This window comes from Cutibacterium sp. KB22876 (assembly GCF_059728865.1).
In genome coordinates this window covers 620,348-639,751 of sequence record NZ_AP040858.1, presented here as the reverse complement: position 1 = coordinate 639,751, position 19,404 = coordinate 620,348, and the positions used below count along the sequence as shown (strand labels likewise).

At 57.8% G+C, this 19,404-nt stretch carries 16 protein-coding genes and 4 pseudogenes; 12 read left to right on the top strand and 8 right to left on the bottom strand.

The window, feature by feature from the left end:
* Nucleotides 1-38: 38 nt before the first annotated feature.
* Nucleotides 39-917 (top strand): patatin-like phospholipase family protein, encoded by an 879-nt coding sequence (locus tag AC6I1W_RS02930; protein WP_065672933.1) that lies wholly within the window; start codon nt 39-41, stop codon nt 915-917.
* A 3-nt stretch (nt 918-920) separates the two neighbouring features.
* Here AC6I1W_RS02930 and hisC read toward each other — a convergent pair whose 3' ends face one another.
* Complete coding sequence (hisC, locus tag AC6I1W_RS02925) at nt 921-1,985, bottom strand: histidinol-phosphate transaminase (protein WP_270595756.1); 1,065 nt, start codon at nt 1,983-1,985, stop codon at nt 921-923.
* A 197-nt stretch (nt 1,986-2,182) separates the two neighbouring features.
* On the opposite strand from hisC, the gene AC6I1W_RS02920 reads away from it, so the two are divergent.
* Both AC6I1W_RS02920 and AC6I1W_RS02915 read left to right on the top strand, forming a co-directional pair.
* Nucleotides 2,183-2,656, top strand: coding sequence for a hypothetical protein (locus AC6I1W_RS02920; RefSeq protein WP_270236598.1), 474 nt, complete (start codon nt 2,183-2,185; stop codon nt 2,654-2,656).
* Entirely contained in the window at nt 2,650-3,384 is a 735-nt protein-coding gene (locus AC6I1W_RS02915; RefSeq protein WP_063279444.1) for a hypothetical protein, read from the top strand. Before AC6I1W_RS02920 ends, AC6I1W_RS02915 begins: the two co-directional genes overlap by 7 nt.
* Before the next feature lie 45 nt (nt 3,385-3,429).
* On the opposite strand, the pseudogene AC6I1W_RS02910 reads toward AC6I1W_RS02915, so the two are convergent.
* A pseudogene (locus AC6I1W_RS02910) lies at nt 3,430-3,730 on the bottom strand (aminotransferase class I/II-fold pyridoxal phosphate-dependent enzyme); the annotation flags it as partial.
* 97 nt (nt 3,731-3,827) lie between these two features.
* Between AC6I1W_RS02910 and AC6I1W_RS02905 the strand changes: the two are divergent.
* Nucleotides 3,828-4,829 carry an IS481 family transposase gene (locus AC6I1W_RS02905; RefSeq protein ID WP_270236552.1) on the top strand — a complete coding sequence of 334 codons (1,002 nt, stop codon included), beginning with the start codon at nt 3,828-3,830 and terminating at the stop codon, nt 4,827-4,829.
* Here the strand turns inward: AC6I1W_RS02905 and AC6I1W_RS02900 are convergent.
* Nucleotides 4,824-5,582, bottom strand: a pseudogene (locus AC6I1W_RS02900) (histidinol-phosphate transaminase); the annotation flags it as partial. The gene AC6I1W_RS02905 and the pseudogene AC6I1W_RS02900 overlap by 6 nt on opposite strands.
* A gap of 1,539 nt (nt 5,583-7,121) precedes the next feature.
* On the opposite strand from AC6I1W_RS02900, the gene AC6I1W_RS02895 reads away from it, so the two are divergent.
* Nucleotides 7,122-7,880, top strand: a complete 759-nt coding sequence (locus AC6I1W_RS02895; protein ID WP_036975628.1) for a DeoR/GlpR family DNA-binding transcription regulator — start codon at nt 7,122-7,124, stop codon at nt 7,878-7,880.
* 187 nt (nt 7,881-8,067) lie between these two features.
* Here AC6I1W_RS02895 and AC6I1W_RS02890 read toward each other — a convergent pair whose 3' ends face one another.
* The 3 genes from AC6I1W_RS02890 to AC6I1W_RS02880 form a co-directional block, all read right to left on the bottom strand.
* Nucleotides 8,068-8,820 (bottom strand): amino acid ABC transporter ATP-binding protein, encoded by a 753-nt coding sequence (locus AC6I1W_RS02890; RefSeq protein ID WP_416241594.1) that lies wholly within the window; start codon nt 8,818-8,820, stop codon nt 8,068-8,070.
* On the bottom strand, nt 8,817-10,280 hold the full coding sequence (locus AC6I1W_RS02885) for an amino acid ABC transporter substrate-binding protein/permease (RefSeq protein ID WP_023032176.1): 1,464 nt from the start codon (nt 10,278-10,280) through the stop codon (nt 8,817-8,819). Before AC6I1W_RS02885 ends, AC6I1W_RS02890 begins: the two co-directional genes overlap by 4 nt.
* A gap of 152 nt (nt 10,281-10,432) precedes the next feature.
* The gene (locus AC6I1W_RS02880) at nt 10,433-10,594 is read right to left on the bottom strand and encodes a hypothetical protein (protein WP_179856529.1); all 162 of its coding nucleotides are present in this window, start codon (nt 10,592-10,594) and stop codon (nt 10,433-10,435) included.
* 43 nt (nt 10,595-10,637) lie between these two features.
* Between AC6I1W_RS02880 and AC6I1W_RS02875 the strand changes: the two are divergent.
* Together AC6I1W_RS02875 and AC6I1W_RS02870 are read left to right on the top strand one after the other, a co-directional pair.
* Nucleotides 10,638-10,902: pseudogene (locus tag AC6I1W_RS02875) on the top strand (hypothetical protein); the annotation flags it as partial.
* Nucleotides 10,896-11,494 (top strand): annotated as a pseudogene (locus AC6I1W_RS02870) (hypothetical protein). The pseudogenes AC6I1W_RS02875 and AC6I1W_RS02870, both read left to right, overlap by 7 nt.
* A gap of 552 nt (nt 11,495-12,046) precedes the next feature.
* Here the strand turns inward: AC6I1W_RS02870 and AC6I1W_RS02865 are convergent.
* Both AC6I1W_RS02865 and AC6I1W_RS02860 read right to left on the bottom strand, forming a co-directional pair.
* Nucleotides 12,047-12,229, bottom strand: a complete 183-nt coding sequence (locus AC6I1W_RS02865; protein WP_036975625.1) for a hypothetical protein — start codon at nt 12,227-12,229, stop codon at nt 12,047-12,049.
* A 9-nt stretch (nt 12,230-12,238) separates the two neighbouring features.
* A complete protein-coding gene (locus tag AC6I1W_RS02860; RefSeq protein ID WP_284950505.1) occupies nt 12,239-14,131 on the bottom strand; it encodes a BglG family transcription antiterminator in 1,893 nt (630 codons plus the stop codon).
* Between the two features lie 276 nt (nt 14,132-14,407).
* Here AC6I1W_RS02860 and AC6I1W_RS02855 point away from each other — a divergent pair, with 276 nt between their 5' ends.
* The 5 genes from AC6I1W_RS02855 (at nt 14,408) to AC6I1W_RS02835 (ending at nt 19,335) form a co-directional block, all read left to right on the top strand.
* A complete protein-coding gene (locus tag AC6I1W_RS02855; protein WP_081302589.1) occupies nt 14,408-15,466 on the top strand; it encodes an alcohol dehydrogenase catalytic domain-containing protein in 1,059 nt (352 codons plus the stop codon).
* A 5-nt stretch (nt 15,467-15,471) separates the two neighbouring features.
* Nucleotides 15,472-15,774: a PTS sugar transporter subunit IIB gene (locus tag AC6I1W_RS02850; protein ID WP_016666614.1), complete on the top strand. Its 303-nt coding sequence runs from the start codon at nt 15,472-15,474 to the stop codon at nt 15,772-15,774.
* A 20-nt stretch (nt 15,775-15,794) separates the two neighbouring features.
* Nucleotides 15,795-17,051 carry a PTS transporter subunit IIC gene (locus AC6I1W_RS02845; protein WP_065672929.1) on the top strand — a complete coding sequence of 419 codons (1,257 nt, stop codon included), beginning with the start codon at nt 15,795-15,797 and terminating at the stop codon, nt 17,049-17,051.
* A 57-nt stretch (nt 17,052-17,108) separates the two neighbouring features.
* Complete coding sequence (locus AC6I1W_RS02840; RefSeq protein ID WP_065672928.1) at nt 17,109-17,585, top strand: PTS sugar transporter subunit IIA; 477 nt, start codon at nt 17,109-17,111, stop codon at nt 17,583-17,585.
* A 181-nt stretch (nt 17,586-17,766) separates the two neighbouring features.
* Nucleotides 17,767-19,335: a xylulokinase gene (locus tag AC6I1W_RS02835; RefSeq protein WP_016666611.1), complete on the top strand. Its 1,569-nt coding sequence runs from the start codon at nt 17,767-17,769 to the stop codon at nt 19,333-19,335.
* The last annotated feature ends 69 nt before the right edge of the window (nt 19,336-19,404 follow it).

Below are 19,404 nucleotides of genomic sequence, written 5' to 3'. Positions count from 1 at the left end.
CTGCCCTTGACAACTCTCGACGTGGCAGGCTGGAACCTATGACGACTCCTATTAACGGTACAGCTCTAGTCCTAGAGGGAGGTGGCATGCGCGCCGCCTATACCAGCGCCGTCGTCGTTAAGCTGCTTGCACTGGGGTGGGAGTTCCCGCAAGTCTCCGGCATCTCCGCTGGCTCCAGTCTCACCGCGAACTACATCTCCCGCGATCCCGAACGAACTCGCCTGAGCTTCACTGACTTCGCCGCGGACCCGCGATTCGGAAATGTCGGTACCTGGTTAGCGGGACGTGGATACTTCCACGCCGAGTACATCTACCAGCGCACCGCCGGGCCCCACCAGGCCCTCCCGTTCGACTTCGATACCTTCTGCGCCTCACGCCAAGCCTTACGTATTGGCGCCACTCGTACCAGCGACGGCAAGCCGGAATGGTTCACCCGCAAGGACATCACAACACTAGATGACCTCATGGTGCGGGTACGGGCGTCCTCAACGATGCCCGGGTTCATGCCCCCGGTGACCATTGACGGCGTCGAGTACGTCGACGGTGCCATCGGTGACGCGGGTGGTATCCCGATCGACGCCGCCCAACTCGACGGCTATGACCGGTTCTTCGTCGTCTGCACCCGAACACGCGACTACGTGAAGAGCGAGATCAAACGTCCCCGAGCAATCCATAAGCTCTTCCGGCGCCGTCCTGCTGTCGCCGAAGCCATCATCTCCCGGCCGGCCAAGTACAACGCCACCCGGGAGATGCTGCGTGACCTTGAGACAGACGGGAAAGCATACGTCTTCTACCCGCGAGTCATGCCAGTCACCAACAAGGAGAAGGACGTCACGAAGCTGCGTCAGGCCTATGCCCTCGGAATGGCGCAGGTCAACGCCGAGCTACCGAAATGGCGGGACTTCCTGGGGATCTGAAACTCAGCCCCTGACCGCAGCAGCCAGCGCGTCGATCGCTCGATCATTCTCCTCGGGCAACCCGATCGACAAGCGAATTCCCTCGCCACTCCAGCACCGGGCGTAGACACCCCGGGACATCAGAGCCTCGTCAATCCGGTCGGTGTCGTCCCCTGTTGCCAGCCACAGGAAGTTCGCGTGGGAGGGGCTGATCCTCCACCCCTGCTCGACCAGCGCATCGAAAACCCTGGTGCGTTCGGCGATGATCTGCTGGATCCTCTCGTCGAGCTGGTCCTCGACGGCCAGCGACGCGACCGCAGCTTGCTGAGCGAGAGAAGTCACCGTGAACGGGGTGGCGACGCGACGCAGGTCTTCGCTGATCTCGGGACTGGAGATGGCGAAACCAATGCGCAGGCCCGCCAGTCCGTAGGCCTTGGAGAAGGTCCGCAGCACGACGACGTTCGGGTGGTGCTCGAGAAGGCCGATCCCGTCGACGGCACCTTCCTCCTTGTTGAAGTGGCAGTAAGCCTCATCAATGACAACGACGACCTCCTCGGGCACCTTGACCAGAAACTCCTCCACCTCGTCGGTGTGCAGGGCCGTCCCGGTCGGGTTGTTGGGGGTGCACAGGAAGATGAGCCGGGTGCGGTCGGTGATCGCGGCGGACATCGCGTCGAGGTCGTGACGCAGATCCTCCGTCAACGGCACTGGGACCGGAGTGGCCCCGGCGACTTGAGTCAGGATCGGGTAGGCCTCGAAGGAACGCCAGGGGAAGATGATCTCGTCACCGGTGCTGGTCAAGGCATGCATGAGTTGGCTGGCGACCTCGGTCGACCCGGCCCCGAGTGCCACCTGGCGCATGTCGACGCCGACGTGCTCGGCGATGGCCGAGCGCACCTCCTCAGCGCTTATCGACGGGTAACGGTTGAACCCGGCGAGCATCCGAGTGACGGCCTCGACGACGCTCGGCAACGGTCCAAAGGGGTTCTCGTTGGACGACAACTTCACAGCGTCCGAACCGGGAATGATGCCCTGCTGGTAAAGGGGAAGCCCTCGCACGACGTCGCGTCGGGTCACATCCTTGGCCATGTCATCCTCCAATCGATGTTGTCGGAACTCTCTCACACGCCTACGACAATCGCTGTCGCGATGCTCTACCACATCTGGCACAGACCAGCCACGCTTTACTTGGCCCCGATCCTTCGTCCGACTCCCGCGGGTGAGATAAGTTGCTTATGTATCAAAAATCCGCTGCAGCCCTGCTGGCACTGACGCTTGCCTTAGCAGTGCCTGCTACCGCATCCGCCTCCCCCAACCACATCTCCATCCCCACTGCTAGTGGCAACAGTGACTTGAGACCCGAACAGGGTTCCGCCAAAGTCGCATCCAAAGCCGCTCCCTTCATATCGAAAATAGACAATCCTCACTATTCATCCAGTCATGCTGGAAGTGTCAATGTCCATGGATGGTGGCTAGATGATCATGGCAACTTCAGCGGAATGAAGGCCCGAGTTACGGTTTACCTGTGGGCAAAAAAGGGGTCACAGTGGGTCCAAGTGAACAAGATTCCTAGCAAGAAGAATCCGGTGACTGTCTATGCCGGTGGAGGCAGCGGCAGACGAGCCTCAGGATCAGTATCCTGTCGCAGCCACACACCTACATGGTATCATGGTCAGGTCGATGTAGAAATTATTGGCGCCATCGACACACCCAACCGACCCAACTCACAAGACGTGAAATTAAACTGCCGACCATGGTAAAAGAACAACCCTCATGCATCATCGGCAACGTAGCCATCAGCACCACGCTCCACCTCGCACCCAATGACATCGGAGCATTCACCGACACCGATGAGCTACGCATCCTCATGGAATCAGCCCGATCCCACGGCTACTTCAGCCCACCCCCACTAGAAAACCGGGAATACCTCATAGAAGAACCCATCGGAGTAGTCGTATCCGACACCAGCCAACCCGAATACCTCACCCTACGCCTAGACTGCCACCCTGAACACCACATCATCGGACGACCCGGCATAAAAATCATGCTCGTCCTCGCCGACGCCCTCCGACTCATAGGGTTATCCACCCCCCAAAGCATCGACGTCGAATGCGTCTATTTCAACCCCCACGACTGGGACCTCCTCAACCCAGACCCCGATGACCACATGCACATGATCGGGACCCTCAGCAACGAGATCTGCCGGTGGATGTCTCCCCACCTCACCCACACCTGGCACGCCACCACCACAAACCCCAACCTCGACCCTCAACTCACACAAAACACCATCAACCGCTGGTTCCCACCAGACTTCGAATACCCCTGGCTAGGACACACACCCCAAGCCCACCAAGAAACCCTCACCTGGCACATGCCTGACGACATCGCAGCCCTAGGCTGGCTATTTGACCTCATCACCCTCCTCCAAGGCCAACCACCACAACACATCCACGCAACCCCAGGAAAACAAAAAATCCGACCATGGTGAACCCATCACAGCTGAGCTGCCCCGGTGGCGAGACTTCCTGGGCGTCTAAACCTCGGCGATCGCCTGCGAGAGTGCCTCGATCGCTCGATCATTCTCCATGGGAGACCCGATCGACAGACGAATACCCTCGCCACTCCAACACCGCGCGAAGACACCCCGGGACGTCAACACTCCGTCGATCCGCTCGGTATCGTCGCCGGTGGCAAGCCAGAAGAAGTTCGCCTGGGAGGGCCGGACTGGCCACCCTTGACGGGTAAGTTCAGCGAAGATCCTGGTGCGCTCAGTCACGATCTGCTGGACCCTCTTATTGAGCGGCTAGGGACGCAATGGCGGCCTGTTGGGCTAGCTGTACTTCCCCGGGAGGTTGTGAACGGGTGAGGTAGCGAAGACCTCCGGGCAGGATGTGGGTTACCACACTCACTCTCCTGACCACGGAGGTCTTCGTGACTCACGCTAACGCACCCTTGACACCGGAAGGGCGTCGTCGTCTTGCTGTTCTCGTCGTGGAACAGGGCTGGTCGTTGCGGCGGGCGGCGGAACGGTTCCAGTGCTCGCCCGCGACGGTGAAGCGGTGGGCCGACAGGTACCGGGCAGGGCTGCCGTTGATCGACCGTAGTTCGAGGCCCACCTCGTCACCGAACCGGCTTTCGCGTAAGACGGAGCATCGGATCGTCGCGTTGCGGTTCACTGGCCGGTGGGGTCCGCACCGGATCGCGTATCACCTGCGGTTGCACCGTTCCACGGTCGGTCGGGTGCTCGCCCGATACAAGATGCCGAAGCTGATCAACATCGACCAGGCCACCGGGCTGCCGGTTCGCCGTCCGAAGCCGAAACGGTACGAGGTCGCCGCGCCGGGCCAGCTCGTGCACGTAGATATCAAGAAACAAGGCCGGATCCCCGACGGCGGCGGGTGGCGTGCCCACGGTCGCGGATCCATGCAGGACCGTCACGCGGGAGTGGCCCGCGACAAGGCAGCCCGTGCCGGGGCAGCCGACTCTCGCGGCTACCGGTATCTGCACCACGCCGTGGACGACCACTCCCGGATCGCGTACTCACAGATCCTTGACGACGAGCGCAAAGAGACCGCAGCGGGGTTCTGGACCCGCGCGAACGCGTTCTTCGCAGGCCTGGGCATCACAGTCACCGCGGTGATGACCGACAACGGTTCCTGCTACCGGTCAGGCGCCTTCGCTGACGCGCTCGGCGACGAGGTGAAGCACAAGTGGACCCGGCCATACCGGCCGCAGACCAACGGCAAGGTCGAGCGGTTCAACCGAACCCTCGCCATCGAGTGGGCCTACGCGAAGCCCTACGCCAGCGAAGCCGAGCGCGCCGCAGCCTACGAGACCTGGCTCCATCACTACAATCACCACAGACCCCACACCGGGATCGGCGGCCAGACTCCCTCAGCCCGCGTTCACAACGTCACGGGGAAGTACAGCTAGCGAGGTCACCGTAAACGGGGTGGCGACGCGACGCAGGTCGTCAGTAATGTCGGTGCTAGCGATGGCAAATCCGATACGCAGCCCAGCCAGCCCGTAGGCCTTAGAGAAGGTGCGCAGTACGACGACATTGGGGTAGTCATCAAGAAGGGCAAACCCATCAACGGCGGCGTCGTCACGGTTGAAATGGCGATAGGCCTCATCCATGACGACGACCACATCTTCAGGCACCTGCGTGAGGAACTGTTTCACCTCGTCCATGTGGAGGACGGTTCCGGTGGGATTGTTGGTACACAGGAAAATCACGCGGGTGCGCTCGGTGATCGCGGCGACCATAGCGTCAAGGTCGTGGCTCAAATCGGGGGTTAATGGGACTGGAACAGGTGTGGCTCCGGCGACCTGAGTGAGAATCGGGTACGCCTCGAAAGACCGCCACGGGAAAATAATCTCGTCACCGTCACTCGCCCGGGCATGCATGAGCTGTCCGGCGACCTCAGTGGAGCCTGCCCCCACAGCGACTTGACGCATGTCGACGCCGAAATGGTCTGCGATAGCAGCGCGCACCTCTTCAGCACCCATCGACGGGTATCGATTAAACCCCGACAAGGTCCGAGAAACGGCCTCATAGACACTCGGCAACGGCCCAAAGGGGTTCTCGTTGGACGACAACTTCACAGCGTCCGAACCGGGAATGATGCCCTGCTGGTAAAGGGGAAGCCCTCGCACGACGTCGCGTCGGGTCACATCCTTGGCCATGTCATCCTCCAATCGATGTTGTCGGAACTCTCTCACACGCCTACGACAATCAGGATCCCTCACCCCAGGCGCGCGCACCATTCCCGGAAGCTTCGAAGAATAACCGACTCCGCGTCACGAAAGGGAAACTCTTTTCCAACTTATCTACTCATCCATCCAATAGCCCCCTGAAGCCATATGGAGCTCGAGGAACTCGCCAGTAAAGACGATTACGCGACTCACAAGCCGGGGTATGCTGCCATTTGTTGACTTATCGACTCACCGCGAAACCAAAGCCGAGATCAGCTCGTGCCTCAGTAAGTTCATCAAGACGTCCAATCTGACCAGAGTGTCGCCACGAATCAGCACCGTTTCAGAGGACAGGGACAACCTATCCTCGATCAAGATCTGCAGTGATTCTCACTCTATTCCCTATAGAAATCATCAAGAATTCGCTAAGCATTATGGGTTTTCTGTTACATTTTGGGGAGTTTTTATTTACGTCTTTAAGAGATGCTTATGATGCATGGGCGAAAGAAGTTGTATGAATTATGTTAGGTCGCATTGCAGTCTCGGTAACGTGGTACGTACATATGCTGGCAGTATGGAAAGTCCAGACGGCAGGCGCTAGCCGGTGCCGCGTCCACGCCACAAGTTCATCAGGACGGTTAATACGCCCGCGGAAGTGTAGCAATGACACATACCAGAGATCTCGACTACTGACGACACCTTCTCTGAAAGCATCTACGCCAAGTTCTTCCCCGATTGCGTAACCCCGGAAGCGATCGGCATCAAGACTCGTAGGGCTCAAGGTTGCGAGGACGCCACCAGGAGTCACGACAACTCGCCCCAAACGCATTGAGAGCGGCGGATACTTGGAGCAGGCGCGATCTAAAGCAGCAGCACAACGGATTGCGAAGGGGTCATCCGACGCCACTCGACGCCTGTTCTCCAATGCTCGAACAGTAATGTGGGCATAGCCAGCGTCTCCACTGCGCAGGTGATGTGACCCGGCAAGCTCCATGGCGGTTCGCGTGAGAGCGCTCACAGTCTCTGCCGCATCTGGCGGGGGCATCATGACAATGCTGAGGGGCCATCGAGGCGCGCCATCGCGCGGAGGAGGTTCACACGTGTGTTCTCCTGCTAGTACAGCGCGTTCACCAAAAGACTGAAGGGTTTCACTATCCATCGTGGGATGCCGATCTGGGGGAGTGTAGGCGAAATGTATGAGCAAGTACCCGATGTACGTCACAAAGGCTGATGCACACTATGTCAGCACGGTGCGTCCGCCCACCGCTACGACGACAACCCCGGCGGCTCGTGCGGCCGCAAGAGCAGTCCATCGCCACGGCCTCAGCAGGTTGACGCCGCACGCTCGTGCAGCCCGAAGGTAACCATTGGGTGCCGGTTTACCGAACGGCACATTTCCAAGAGTGACCAACTTAGGTGGGTTAAATCCAGCAACTGAGAGACGAGCGTCGAACAAGATCGCGCCGACACCGGCCAAAATGGGCTGCCTTAGATGACTCATGTCACCAGCATTCATGATGAAATCATCATGTGCAACGATTACTTCGTCAACGAATGATCATCCGGGCGTTGGGACCAGCTCCAATCTCCGTGGACTCCCTGGTCGACCTCACGGGAGCTTCTCCCGCAACGATCCGCCGTGACCTGACGGATCTAGAAGGGCACGGCCAACTGCGCAAAGTGCATGGTGGCGCTGTATCGGTAAATCTTCGTGGGGCTCCACTTCCATATCATCTGCGCGCAGCCGAAAATGCAGATGCCAAAGTTGCGATCGCCAAAGTGATCAATGACCTGGTCGTGGACGATATGGCGATCATCCTCGACAACGGTTCAACAATGGCGATCATCGCTGAAGCCTTACGTAATCGCCCCATTACTGCATTGTGTCTGTCTCTTCGTTCAGCATTGCCGCTAGCTGATGCTGGAACCGCCACCGTCGTCACCCCTGGCGGAACCGTCATGCCCGAAACCTTTCGCTACGAAGCTACCGCCTGCCTACAAGCCCTTCACGATTTCCGAGCTGACATGGCAATCGTGGGTACCTGTGCAGCCGCTGCAGCCCATGGCTTGACTGTCACCACCTATGAGGACGCTCAGATCAAACGCTCCATCCTCGCAACCTCGTCTCGCGTGACCCTTGCTGCCACGGGCGAGAAACTCACCCGCACCTCCAGTTTCCGGTTCGGGAACATCGAGGATGTTGATGATCTCGTCACGACATCCGAGGCACCCGACACAACAGTGGAGACCTTCCGGCAGGCTGGAACCAGCATCCACATTGCCGACTGATTCACCGCGCAACACCACAACCGACTTGAACGCGCCGTCACCAATGACGGTAGTGGATTTTCGGTTTCCACCTTCGTCAGCAACCACCGGCGATGGCAGCACCGACGATCACAACCCCATTCGCCACACGGCGGCATGAGACGACAAGTGGCGGCGCCCCACGGACGCCGCCACCATCTGTTTAGCCTCAAAGAACTTTCGAAAGGAAGTTCTTCGTTCTTTCATTCTGCGGGTTAGAGAGCACCTCGACGGGATCTCCTTCCTCCACTAGGTACCCGTCAGACATGAACATCAGCCGATCAGCCACCTCACGAGCGAATCCCATCTCGTGGGTGACGACGATCATCGTCATACCTCCCACGGCAAGGTCCCTCATGACGTCCAGGACCTCACCGACCATCTCCGGGTCAAGGGCCGACGTCGGCTCATCAAAGAGCATGACGTCGGGATCCATGGCCAGGGCACGCGCAATCGCAACGCGCTGCTTCTGACCACCCGATAGCTGAGAGGGCCGGGCGTCGGCCTTGTCGGCCATGTGCACCCGCTCCAGCATCCGATGGGCGCGCTCAGCAGCCTCTTTCTTGTTGGTCTTCTTGAGCTGCACCGGGGCCAGCATGATGTTCTCGGCGACGGTCATGTTCGGGAACAGGTTGAAGTGCTGGAAGACCATTCCCACCTTCTGACGCACCTTGTTGATGTCGGTGTCCTTGGCGGTGAGGTCCTGTCCCTCGACCTTGACGGTGCCGCTCGTCACCTCCTCCAGCAGGTTAAGGCAGCGCAGGAAGGTTGACTTTCCGGACCCGGAGGGGCCGATGATGGACAGCACCTCACCCTTGGTGATGGAGGCGGAGATGCCCTTGAGCACCTCCAGCTCCCCGAAGGACTTGCGCAGGTCGATGACCTCGATCATGGGGCCGTCATAGGCAGTTGCGGTGGTCACTTGTTCACCTTTCTGTCGACGAAGTTCGACAGCTTCGTCAGGGCGAAGATAACGATGAAGTAGATGATGCCGACCATCAGCCAGATGTCGAAGGACCGGAAGTTCCGGGCGATGATCTGCTGACCCTGATACGTGAGCTCGGCGAATCCAATGACAGCCAGCAGGGAGGTGTCCTTGAGGCTGATGACGAACTGGTTGATGACGGCCGGGGTGCTGATCTTGACCGCCTGCGGAACGATGACCTTGCGCATCGACTGCATCCAGTTCAGGCCCAGGGACCGGGATGCCTCCATCTGCCCAGGATCAACGGACTGGATGCCGCCGCGAACGATCTCGGTCATGTAGGCACCAGCGTTGAGGGACAGGGTCAGGACGCCGGCCGTCAGCACGCCGATCTTGATCCCGGTCACCGTAGGTAGACCGAAGTAGAAGAAGAAGGCCTGGACCAACAACGGTGTCCCTCGGAAGATGTCGACGTAGATGGCCGCGATGGCCTTGAGAATCCCGATGCCGGACACCTTGCAGAACCCGAAGATGACGCCAAGGATCGACGCGAACAGCAAGCTCAGCGCGGTGGCGGCCAAGGTCATTCCCAGGCCCTTCATGAGGGCGGGGAAGCTGCTCACGAAGAGTTGCCAGAAGGATTGATCGGCCTCGGAGTCGGAGGCCTTGAGGTACTTGTCGACGATCTTGTCGTAGGTGCCATCAGCCTTGACGTCTGCCAACCCCTTGTTGAAGGCATCTTTGAGGGCGGCATTGTTGCCCTTGAGGACCGCGAAACCGTAGGACCCGCCAGCCACCTTGGGCGTGACGGTCTTGAGGCCATTGCCCTGGGCGATGCCGTAGGCCAGTACCGGGTAGTCGTCGAAGACAGCCGCTGCATTACCGGTCTGCACCTCGGAGTACATGGTGTCGGCCTTGTCCAGGGCCTTGACGGTGAATCCGTACTTCTTCGAGATGGACTTGGCGTAGGCCAAGCCCTCGGCGCCGGTCTTACCGACCACGGTCTTGCCCTTGAGGCCCTCGTATCCGGAAATGTCGGAATCCTTCTTGACGGCCATCTGCACGCCAGACTGGAAGTACGGATCCGAGAAGTCGAAGATCTTCTTGCGCTCGTCGGTGATCGTCATTCCCGAGAGCACAGCGTCGGCCTGTTTCGCCTGAACCGCTTGGAGGGCGGCGTCGAAGCCAATCGCCTTGATGTCAACCTTGAATCCCTCACGGGTCGCAATCTCATGGATGAGGTCCATGTCGATACCGACCATCTCACCGGAGGCGTCACGGTACTCAAACGGTGCGAAGGTGGTGTCAGTGGCAATGATGAAGGTCTTGCCCTTGACCGACGAGGAGTCGTCGGCATGTGCCTGGGCCATTCCGGGGCCCACAAGGGTCACCAGGCCCACGAAGGCAGCCACGATGACACTCATGAGACGTCTGACCCGCTGTGACACGTGAATCATGCGGTTTCTCCCAACTTGACGCCGCTGTGGCGTCATGGCGGGCATGGTAAATGATGCCGGGAGCTTTCCCGCATTCGTCCCACAAGGCGCACCCGCCCGGGAAAACCCGAGCGAGTGTGTCTTCGCCCATTCCGACGGCTGATCAGGCGAGCTCATGGTGGTGCAGGGTTCTTGCCCTTCGTCTCGGGCAGGGTGAGCACTGTCAGGGCCGAGATCACCAACAGGATGATGACGTAGACGACGAACCTGTTCGGAGTCTTGGCCCAGGCCGACATGATGTAGGGAGCGGTACCGCCGAACACCGCGATGAGCATATTTATCTTGCACTCGAATTTGGGGCGACAGGAAGGTAGAAATAGCGATTTCAAAGAAATAAAAGACCGAGTTACGGTTTATCTGTGGGTCAAAAGGGGCCACAGTGGATCCAAGTGGACAAGATTCCTAAACAAGAAGAATCCAGCGATCGTCGATACTGGAGGAGATATTGGCAGGATCGGTATCCTGTAACAACCAAACACATGCATGGTTTTACGGCCAAGTTGACGTGGACATTATTGGCGCAATCGGCACACCCAATCGACCCAACTCACAGGACCTGATATTAAACTTCCGACCATGGTAAAGGAACAACGCTCATGCATCATCGGCAACGTAGCCATCAGCACAACGCTCCACCGCGCACCCAACAACATCGGAGCATTCACTGACACCGATTAACTACGAGTCCTCATGGAATCAGCTCGATCCCCCGGATACTTCTGCCAACGCCAGTTAGAAGATCGGGAATATCTCATAGAAGAACCCATCAGGGTAGCTGAATCCGACACAAGTCAAACGGAATACCTCACTCTGTGCCTAGATTCCTATCCTGAACGTCACCTCATCGGAAGACCTGGTATGAAAACCATGCTCGTCCTCGCCGACGCCCTTCGGCTCATAGGGTTATCCACTCCCCAAAGCATCGACGTCGAATGCGTCTACTTCAACCCCCACTACTGGGATCTCCTCAATCCAGACCCCGACACACATCGATATGACATGGACCCTCAGCACCGATATCTGCCGGTGGGTATCTCCCCCTCACCCACACCTGGCACATGCCCGACGACATCACAGCCCTAGGCTGACTATTTGACCTCATCCCCCTCTTCCAAAGACAACCACCACAACACATCCACGCCACCCCCGGCGAACGAAGAATCCGACCATGGTGAATCCATCACACATACCGAGATCGTCATTGAGGGAGTTTTCTAACCCGATACCCAGATTCTCCCTCTGCTGGGTTCATTAAATTTTCGGATGCGATCACAGTTTGACGGTCTCTCACATACTTGGCACGCCCGGATAAGGCTCCGCCTACCTATGGATTCTGCACGTCAGGGCACTATGAGAGCCAACGCAGTGATTGCCAACTGCCCAGCGACGATAGCAGCCAAGATTGTCGAAAATAGGAATATTCCCTCCATCCACAGCGTCAGGAAGAACCACCCGAAGTGATGAAATACGAGGCCCGATACGTATCCGACGCAGGTAGCAACACGCCACATACATAATTGAAGCTTCAGCGCGATCAGCGTGCGCCAAGGCGCCCACCCAGCCGAACGCCACCGAGTGCACGATGACGAGCCCGCAGGTGAATATCACCACGCCGATGAGGGTGACCGACAGGTAAGTGCTGATGACCATTGGTAGGCCTATGAAGATCAACACGGCTCCACCAAGGATCGTGCGTAAGCTCTCCACCGCGTGACGATCGTGCCGGCTCAGGCTGAGGCGACGGCGCCAAAGAAACACGGCAAGAAGATGACACCGACTCCCAATTGGGAGAGGTGGAGGGGGAGGCCGTCAGGACCGTGCAGGCCAGGACGCCCCTTCTTCGACCCCTCGGGTAGCACTCCGAATGCTGCCTCTTCCTCGGCGGTACTCGCCCAACCCTTGTCACTCACCCAGAGGCGTCACATAGATACTTGCTTGTCAAGAAATTTCATGAATTCATGATACGACGAAATTGACCGTAATTCTGTGAACAATTCCTGATCGTAAAGGACACGGATCAGCGGCTGATAGAACCTCACGAAATCATCATAGTCCCCCTCATTAATAGCAAGCAGGAGAACCAAACTAACATCCGACGTCTCCCAATCGATCGGAGTTGACGGTATGAGGATCGCGATCTTGGTCTCATACGCCAGGAAGTCCATCGCGTGTGGGACCGCGAACCTTCGGAAGAAGACCGTGGATGAGTACCCTTCTCTCAGAAAAACACTTTCCCTGAAGCCGTCGGGAACAATACCATTTCTCTCCATTGCTTCACACATGAAGTCGAGAGTTTCACGCCATGAATCGAAGGATCTCCCAGTGAAAAATAATGTGGGATCGAGAAAGCGTTTCATTGCGCTGGCAGTGGCAACCCGCGACTTCTTCTCACTGGCCCTCAAGAGTGCAGAATCGATCGCCGACAGATCCAGATCCGACATCAACGCACTAATGGGAACACAGGTATGACGGTGCGACGGTTCCTCTGTCGTCGATAGCACGATGTCGCAATCACAGGTATCTGCTTCCGCGACAGATGAAACGATGTCCACAATTCTCATCCGATCCGCGAAATGGTCGACCAATCCGGCCAATAAAAGATCACGGAGCGCCCGGTAACGCGGACAGACCACCACTGCCGTAACCAAACTCGGATTCGGCGCAGGTTCGGAATAAAGTCCGATGTAGACAGCCAAAAGTCCAATCTCGTCATCCGTGAAGAAAATTCCCAACAGCCTCGAAAGCTTGTCAGCCAAGTACACGGCGGCGTCATAGAGGAATGGTGACCGTGATCTCAATGACTCACGCAGAGTATTGCGAAAATAGGGCATTGAAGGAGCATGAGCCATGAGTCGTTCAACATGTTTCGAAACACTGCCGTACAGCTCCTCTTTCGCGATGACCAACCCGAAGTGTTCAACCGTGTCATCCAGACACCTGCTCACCGTCAAGCAAGTGTCACAGGAATCAGAGTGATGATCAGGTTCGCCATGACCAAGTCCGAGGGTCGCACCAATGATCGACCTCAGGTAGGCGTCATCAGCGGATGACAGTGGCCGATCAGGGTACAACTTCCGCAATCCAACCAGAAACTGATCGCACAACATCTCAGATTGGTTACTCATCACCAGATCTGTCGCCGCGTCGTCCTCGATCGGAAAATTGTACCGTTGTACGCATATTGCGATGTTCACGACCATGTTGCTGAGTCGTATGTCGTCAATTTCCAAGTAGTGATCACGCAATGTTTCGACGACCAAGTTCTCGATATCCCCCAGTCTGACATCTGGCAGATACCTGGCCACTCTGTCATTCTGGCCAACAACAGCGTCCATGGCCGTATTCACGAGGCTTCCCAAGAAATTACGGAAATGAACCTCGTCACCATCCAGATGAATCGTCGAACCCTTCACTGACAGGTGCAACGAATGGTCTTCGAATTGTGGTTCCAAACGTTTCAGCGACGCTTTTATGACAGACTCGCTGAGATAGCAATCACGCATGACGTCATAGATCGTGGTGTCGGAAGTGCTGAGCAGATACAGGAGTATCCGTTCGTGGTGTTCGAGCTGAGTTGAAAACTCTGAGTTCCTTGCAACGACCTCGGCGTACACGGATCGTTCCACCGAATATCCGTTCGTCGTTGATTCAATAATATTTTCTCGACTAATACCATTGATCCGCGCAATATCGTATCTGAGCGTCCTCGTACTGACACCAAGGAGCCCTGCGAGGTCTGTACCTTTCATGGAGTGATCGACCTCGCTGAGCAGCTGCAGCAACAAGGCCTGCCGCTGTGAAAAACGAATCAACAGAAAACACCTGACATCGACGTATCATCACTGGAAAGACACATTATGTCATAATATCCTCGCTCGGTGAAATTCAAGTTTTGCCGCGGCACTGGCAATGAAAAGTTTCCCGCTGAACGGCAACAAATCTGACCCGTGCTCCTGGAACCGATGGGGCATGAAATGCTCGTCAACCTCAACCATCATTGTCGTCCAGGAAGGGTCATTGCTGACCCCGTGCCGAGGATGAAAACGGCACCACCACATCGCACTGCGGCGAAGACAGGAGGTTACTCAATGGCCGAGATGATGAACGCTGCACTGATGTATGGACCTGGCGACATCCGCGTCGAGCAGGTGCCGAAACCCACGTGCCCACCCGGCGGGTTCGTTCTGAGGGTCGATGCAGTAGGACTGTGTGGTTCAGACATCCGGAACCTCACGACGGACTCTAGGAAGGGCGACTACCCCTTCATCTATGGGCACGAGGTCGTGGGTACAGTGTGCGAAACTGCCGACGGCGTGGACGAATACGAGGTCGGCGACAGAATCTACGTCTACCCCGAGGCACACTGTCTAAAATGCGAGTACTGCCGCTCGGGGCTGAGCAACCTGTGCACGGACGTCGAACACTATGTGGATCGCCCCGGTGGTTTCGCGGAGTACATCTCATACACCAACAGGCGTGTCGAACGCGGTGCCACATTCCGGGTACCCGAGGGAATTTCTCCGGTCCGTGCCAGCTTGGCCGAGCCCCTGTCGTCGGCATATTCGTGTGTGGAGAACATCAACGTCAGGCTCGGGGACACCGTTGCAATCTTGGGAGCTGGCCCCGTCGGCATATTCCTGTCCATTCTGAGCAAGTTGCGCGGAGCATCGCGAATCATCCTGATCGACATCAACAAGAACCGTCTAACTCGTGGCCTTGATTTCGGAGTCGACACGATCATCGACTCCAGCGATGTTGATCCGATCGAGGCCGTCCGGGATCTCACGCATGGATTGGGTGCGGACAAAGCCATCTCTGCGAATCCGACTACCCTCGGCCAACAACAAGCCGTCGCTATGACTCGTCCTGGCGGAACCGCTGTCTTCTTCGGTGGTGTCCCCAAGGGGACTTGCGTCAGTCTTGATTCAAACTCCGTTCATTACAAGGGCATGTGGATCTACGGTCACTACGGAGCGACGAGTACTCAGGTCCAAAAGGCGTTCGAACTCGCCATTGACGACAAATTCCCTGCCGAAAAGGTCATCACCAACGTCTTGCCCCTGAGCAGCATCAACGACGCAATCGAACTCACCCGTACCGGCGAGGCCCTGAAGGTGGTCCTCGTACCCGATGGAAAGGATAAGTGACAACCATGGCAAGTGAAGTCAAGGTTCTCATCGCATGTGGCTCAGGAATTGCCACGTCAACCGTTGCCCAGGAAAAGGTCAAGGAGATCCTGCGGGACGCCAAAATTCCCGCGAAGATCACGAAAGGGACGGTGGGACAGCTACCAGTTCTCCAGGACGGTGTCGATGTCATCATGCTGACAACCCGTTACGGGAAACCGTTGAACAAGCCCGTAATTCAGGTTTTCGGACTCATCTCCGGCATCAACGAAGACGCGTTGGCAGAAGAGATCATCTCCACGTGTCGAGATGTCTTGAACCAGTCATGACCCCATAGGAGCACCCCATCATGTCAATCATCAAGGGCATTCTCGACATCGGCGCTGTGGTCATCCTGCCGATCGTGATGCTGATTCTCTGCCTGATCTTCAGGATGCCTTTCGGTAAATCCCTCAAGGCCGGTCTGATGATCGGTATCGGATTCTCCGGGCTTTCCCTCGTCATCGGATTCCTCATGACGTCCGTGCAGCCGGCAGTGGATTACTACCGGCACATGGGTGGAGGATTCACGACCGTTGACGTCGGCTGGGCGGCTGTCGGTGCGGCCTCATTCGGAGTGCCGTTCGCTGCCCCTGCCATCCTTCTTGTCGTCCTGATAAACGTCGTCATGATTCTCGCGAAGATGACGAACGTACTCAACGTCGACATCTGGAACTTCATCCACTTCCTAGTGCCCGGAACTCTGGCCTACGCACTGACGAACAACGCCTGGATCGGCCTGGCTGTCGTCCTCGTCCTTTCGGTCATTGACCTCATCGTCGCCCAGCGTGTCGCGCCAAAGTGGCAGGAATACTACGGTCTCACAGGAACGACATGCTCGACCCTTTCCTACATCACGTCGGCATGGCCCATCGCGATCGCACTGAACTGGGTCATCGACAAGATCCCCGGAGTGCGCAAGATTGACATCTCCATGGAGAAGGTCGGAGACAAGCTCGGATTCTTCGGGGACACCGCCTTCATCGGCCTTATTGTCGGCATCTTCCTGGGGCTCATGACTCGTCAGCCTTGGCAGGGAGTCCTCGTCATGGGTATGGGAATCGCCACCGTTCTGGTGCTCCTACCTCGGATGGTCTCGGTCATGATGGAGGGCCTGTCAACGGTGGGTGAAGGTGCGAAGACCTTCATGAAGCGTCACCTCGGAAAGAACAAGGACGGCAGCGAGCGCGAGCTCAACATCGGCATGGACGTCGCTCTGGCGCTCGGTGACCCGGCGGCAATCACCATCACCGTTCTGATGATCCCGCTGTGTATTGCCTTCGCATTCATCATCCCGGGTATGAACTACTTCCCGGTCGGCATGCTCACCGTGATCGTCTACATGATGCCGATGATCTGTCTGGCCTGCAACGGAAACATGTTCCGTTCCCTCATCATCGGGGCGATCTACATGTTCTTCGTTGAGTGGGGCGCGAGCTTCTTCGCACCAGAGGCCACTGCGATGATGCATGCCACCGGCGTTCAGGTTTCCGGCTCTGTGACTGATGCATTCTTCGGTTACAACCTTCCCAACGTCATCATCTCGCTCATCCACCGGATGTTCTGATCTGACGGAGCACAGTATCCCCGCGGCTATTTCCGAGCCTGTGAAAGCAGTGACAATATGAGCGTACTTCTGAACACCGAGCTTACAAATGTGAATGCTGAGGCTGCTGACCGTGATCAGGTCCTGACAGCCATGGCTCACCAACTTGATGAGTCTGGGGTGACCAATGCGGGATTCCTAGAAGCTTTGTTGAAACGAGAGGAGAATTATCCGACAGGCCTTCCCATCAGTGGCGGCGTGGCCATCCCGCACACGGATCCTCAGTACGTGACGCGGGACGCCTTGGCAGTCACGACCTTGCGCACTCCGGTGCTCTTCGGTCAGATGGGTGGGTCAGAGGAGGATGAGGTTTCGGTTTCCGTCGTCATTCTCATGGCATTGTCGAATGCGGATGATCATCTGAGCATGCTTCAGAACATCGTGAAATCCATTCAAGATGGCGATCTCATGAAAACGATCAGGAACGCTGCTGAACCAGAAGAGATTGTTTCCCTCGTCAGGGCGATGATACCTTCTGATACCGAGGCCGCCTGACGACAGCTGACACTGAATTGCATATCAGATTATGCAGCGCGACATCATGCCGCGAAAAAGAATGATCTTGTATCACACATGACGTCGCACTGTATTCACATTCGATCCTGATTGTTTTGACATATGGTGGGGATCACCAAGACGACTTCGTCGTAGCAGTTGTTTTTGGAAAGGCTGAAGCATGAACAACAAGAGCACTGACGGACCCCTCGTCATCGCCATCGATTCATCAACGACCTCCACGAAGGCCATCGTCGTCGATGTCGACGGCAACGTGCTGGGCACCGCCAAGCGGCCCATCCAGTTGCACACCCCGGCGATGGATCAGTACGAGCACAATCCCATCCGCTGGTGGGAGACCTCGCGGGACACAATCGGCGAAGTCATCTCCGGCCTCAGCCCCGCAGACCGATCCCGCGTCAGCGCCATTGGTGTGACGCAGCAGCGAGAGTCTTTCGCGCCGTTCAAGGCCGACGGCACGCCGTTGCGCAACGGCATCTTGTGGCTGGACGGCCGGGCCACCGAGCAGATCCGCGCCTATGGCACGGATCGCGTCCACCAACTGTCCGGAAAGCCGGCAGGCGTCACGCCCGCCATCTACAAGATGGCATGGCTCAAGCAGTATGAGCCGGACGCCTTCGCCCAGGCCGACAAGGTCATCGACGTCGGTGGCTACATCTGCTTCAACCTCACCGGCAGGTGGGCGACATCCGAGGCATCCGCCGATTCCCTCGGCCTCTTCGACATCGAATCACGCACCTGGGCGGACGAACTCCTCGAGATCGCTGGCGTCCGTCGCGATCAGATGGCTGATTTGGTTCCTCCTGCCGACGTCATCGGGGATCTGCGTCCAGAACTCGTCGCAGACTGGGGTCTGGACGGTCCGATTCCCGTCATTGCGGGCCTTGGCGACGGTCAGGCAGCCGGTATCGGCGCTGCCGCAATCACCCCGGACATTGCCTACCTCAATCTTGGCACCGCTGTGAACGCTGGCGTCGAGTCACCCACCTACAAGTACGACTCAGCGGTACGGACCCTGGTGTCCGGAATTCCCGGTGAGTACGTCTTCGAGGTGCTGCAGTCGTCCGGGTCCTATCTGGCCGGATGGTTCCGCGAGGCCCTCGGTGATCCGCGTCTCCTCGGTGAGCCCGACCCTGAGCTCGACGCCGCCGCCAGCACCATCCCGCCCGGCTGTGAGGGCCTCATCACCCTCCCGTACTGGAACGCTGTGCAGTCGCCGTACTGGGATCCGGTCGCCCGCGGAGCCGTGGTCGGTTGGCGCGGAACTCATTCCCGAGCGCACATGTACCGCTCCATCCTCGAGTCGATCGGCTTCGAGATGCGCTTCAACCTGGACTGCATCGAGAAACAGACCGGCGTCCGCATCACGACCTTGCGTGCCATGGGAGGCGGAACTCGATCCAAGCTGTGGCGTCAGATCATGGCTGACACCGCAGGTGTCCCCATCACAACATGCGTCGAGGACGAGATCTCAGCCCTTGGTGCCGCTGTCCTTGCCATGGCCGGAATCGAGGCCCACGGCAGCCACGACGTCGCCGCATCGGCGAAGGCGATGGCCCACTTCGGCGACACCACGGAGCCCGACATGTCCCTGCACGAGCAGTACAAGGACATCGCCGAGGTCCAGCATCGCCTCTACCCGCAGCTCCAGGAAGTCTTCGAAGACCTGCACACCTTGGCCAACAGATACCCCAGTACCAAGCCCGAGTCCCCCAAGGTCTCGTCCTGAGCCATGACCAACCTACGGTGGAGTGGAAGGTGCCAGTCGCGACATCTTCCACAACGCCGTCCGCCTCGC

Excerpts from the sequence above, each read along its gene's own strand:
- AC6I1W_RS02835 (WP_016666611.1), top strand. The coding sequence starts at position 17,767 with ATGAACAACAAGAGCACTGACGGACCCCTCGTCATCGCCATCGATTCA.
- AC6I1W_RS02855 (WP_081302589.1), top strand. The coding sequence starts at position 14,408 with ATGGCCGAGATGATGAACGCTGCACTGATGTATGGACCTGGCGACATC.
- AC6I1W_RS02840 (WP_065672928.1), top strand. The coding sequence starts at position 17,109 with ATGAGCGTACTTCTGAACACCGAGCTTACAAATGTGAATGCTGAGGCT.
- AC6I1W_RS02850 (WP_016666614.1), top strand. The coding sequence starts at position 15,472 with ATGGCAAGTGAAGTCAAGGTTCTCATCGCATGTGGCTCAGGAATTGCC.
- AC6I1W_RS02915 (WP_063279444.1), top strand. The coding sequence starts at position 2,650 with ATGGTAAAAGAACAACCCTCATGCATCATCGGCAACGTAGCCATCAGC.
- AC6I1W_RS02930 (WP_065672933.1), top strand. The coding sequence starts at position 39 with ATGACGACTCCTATTAACGGTACAGCTCTAGTCCTAGAGGGAGGTGGC.
- AC6I1W_RS02885 (WP_023032176.1), bottom strand. The coding sequence starts at position 10,280 with ATGATTCACGTGTCACAGCGGGTCAGACGTCTCATGAGTGTCATCGTG.
- hisC (WP_270595756.1), bottom strand. The coding sequence starts at position 1,985 with ATGGCCAAGGATGTGACCCGACGCGACGTCGTGCGAGGGCTTCCCCTT.
- AC6I1W_RS02845 (WP_065672929.1), top strand. The coding sequence starts at position 15,795 with ATGTCAATCATCAAGGGCATTCTCGACATCGGCGCTGTGGTCATCCTG.
- AC6I1W_RS02880 (WP_179856529.1), bottom strand. The coding sequence starts at position 10,594 with ATGCTCATCGCGGTGTTCGGCGGTACCGCTCCCTACATCATGTCGGCC.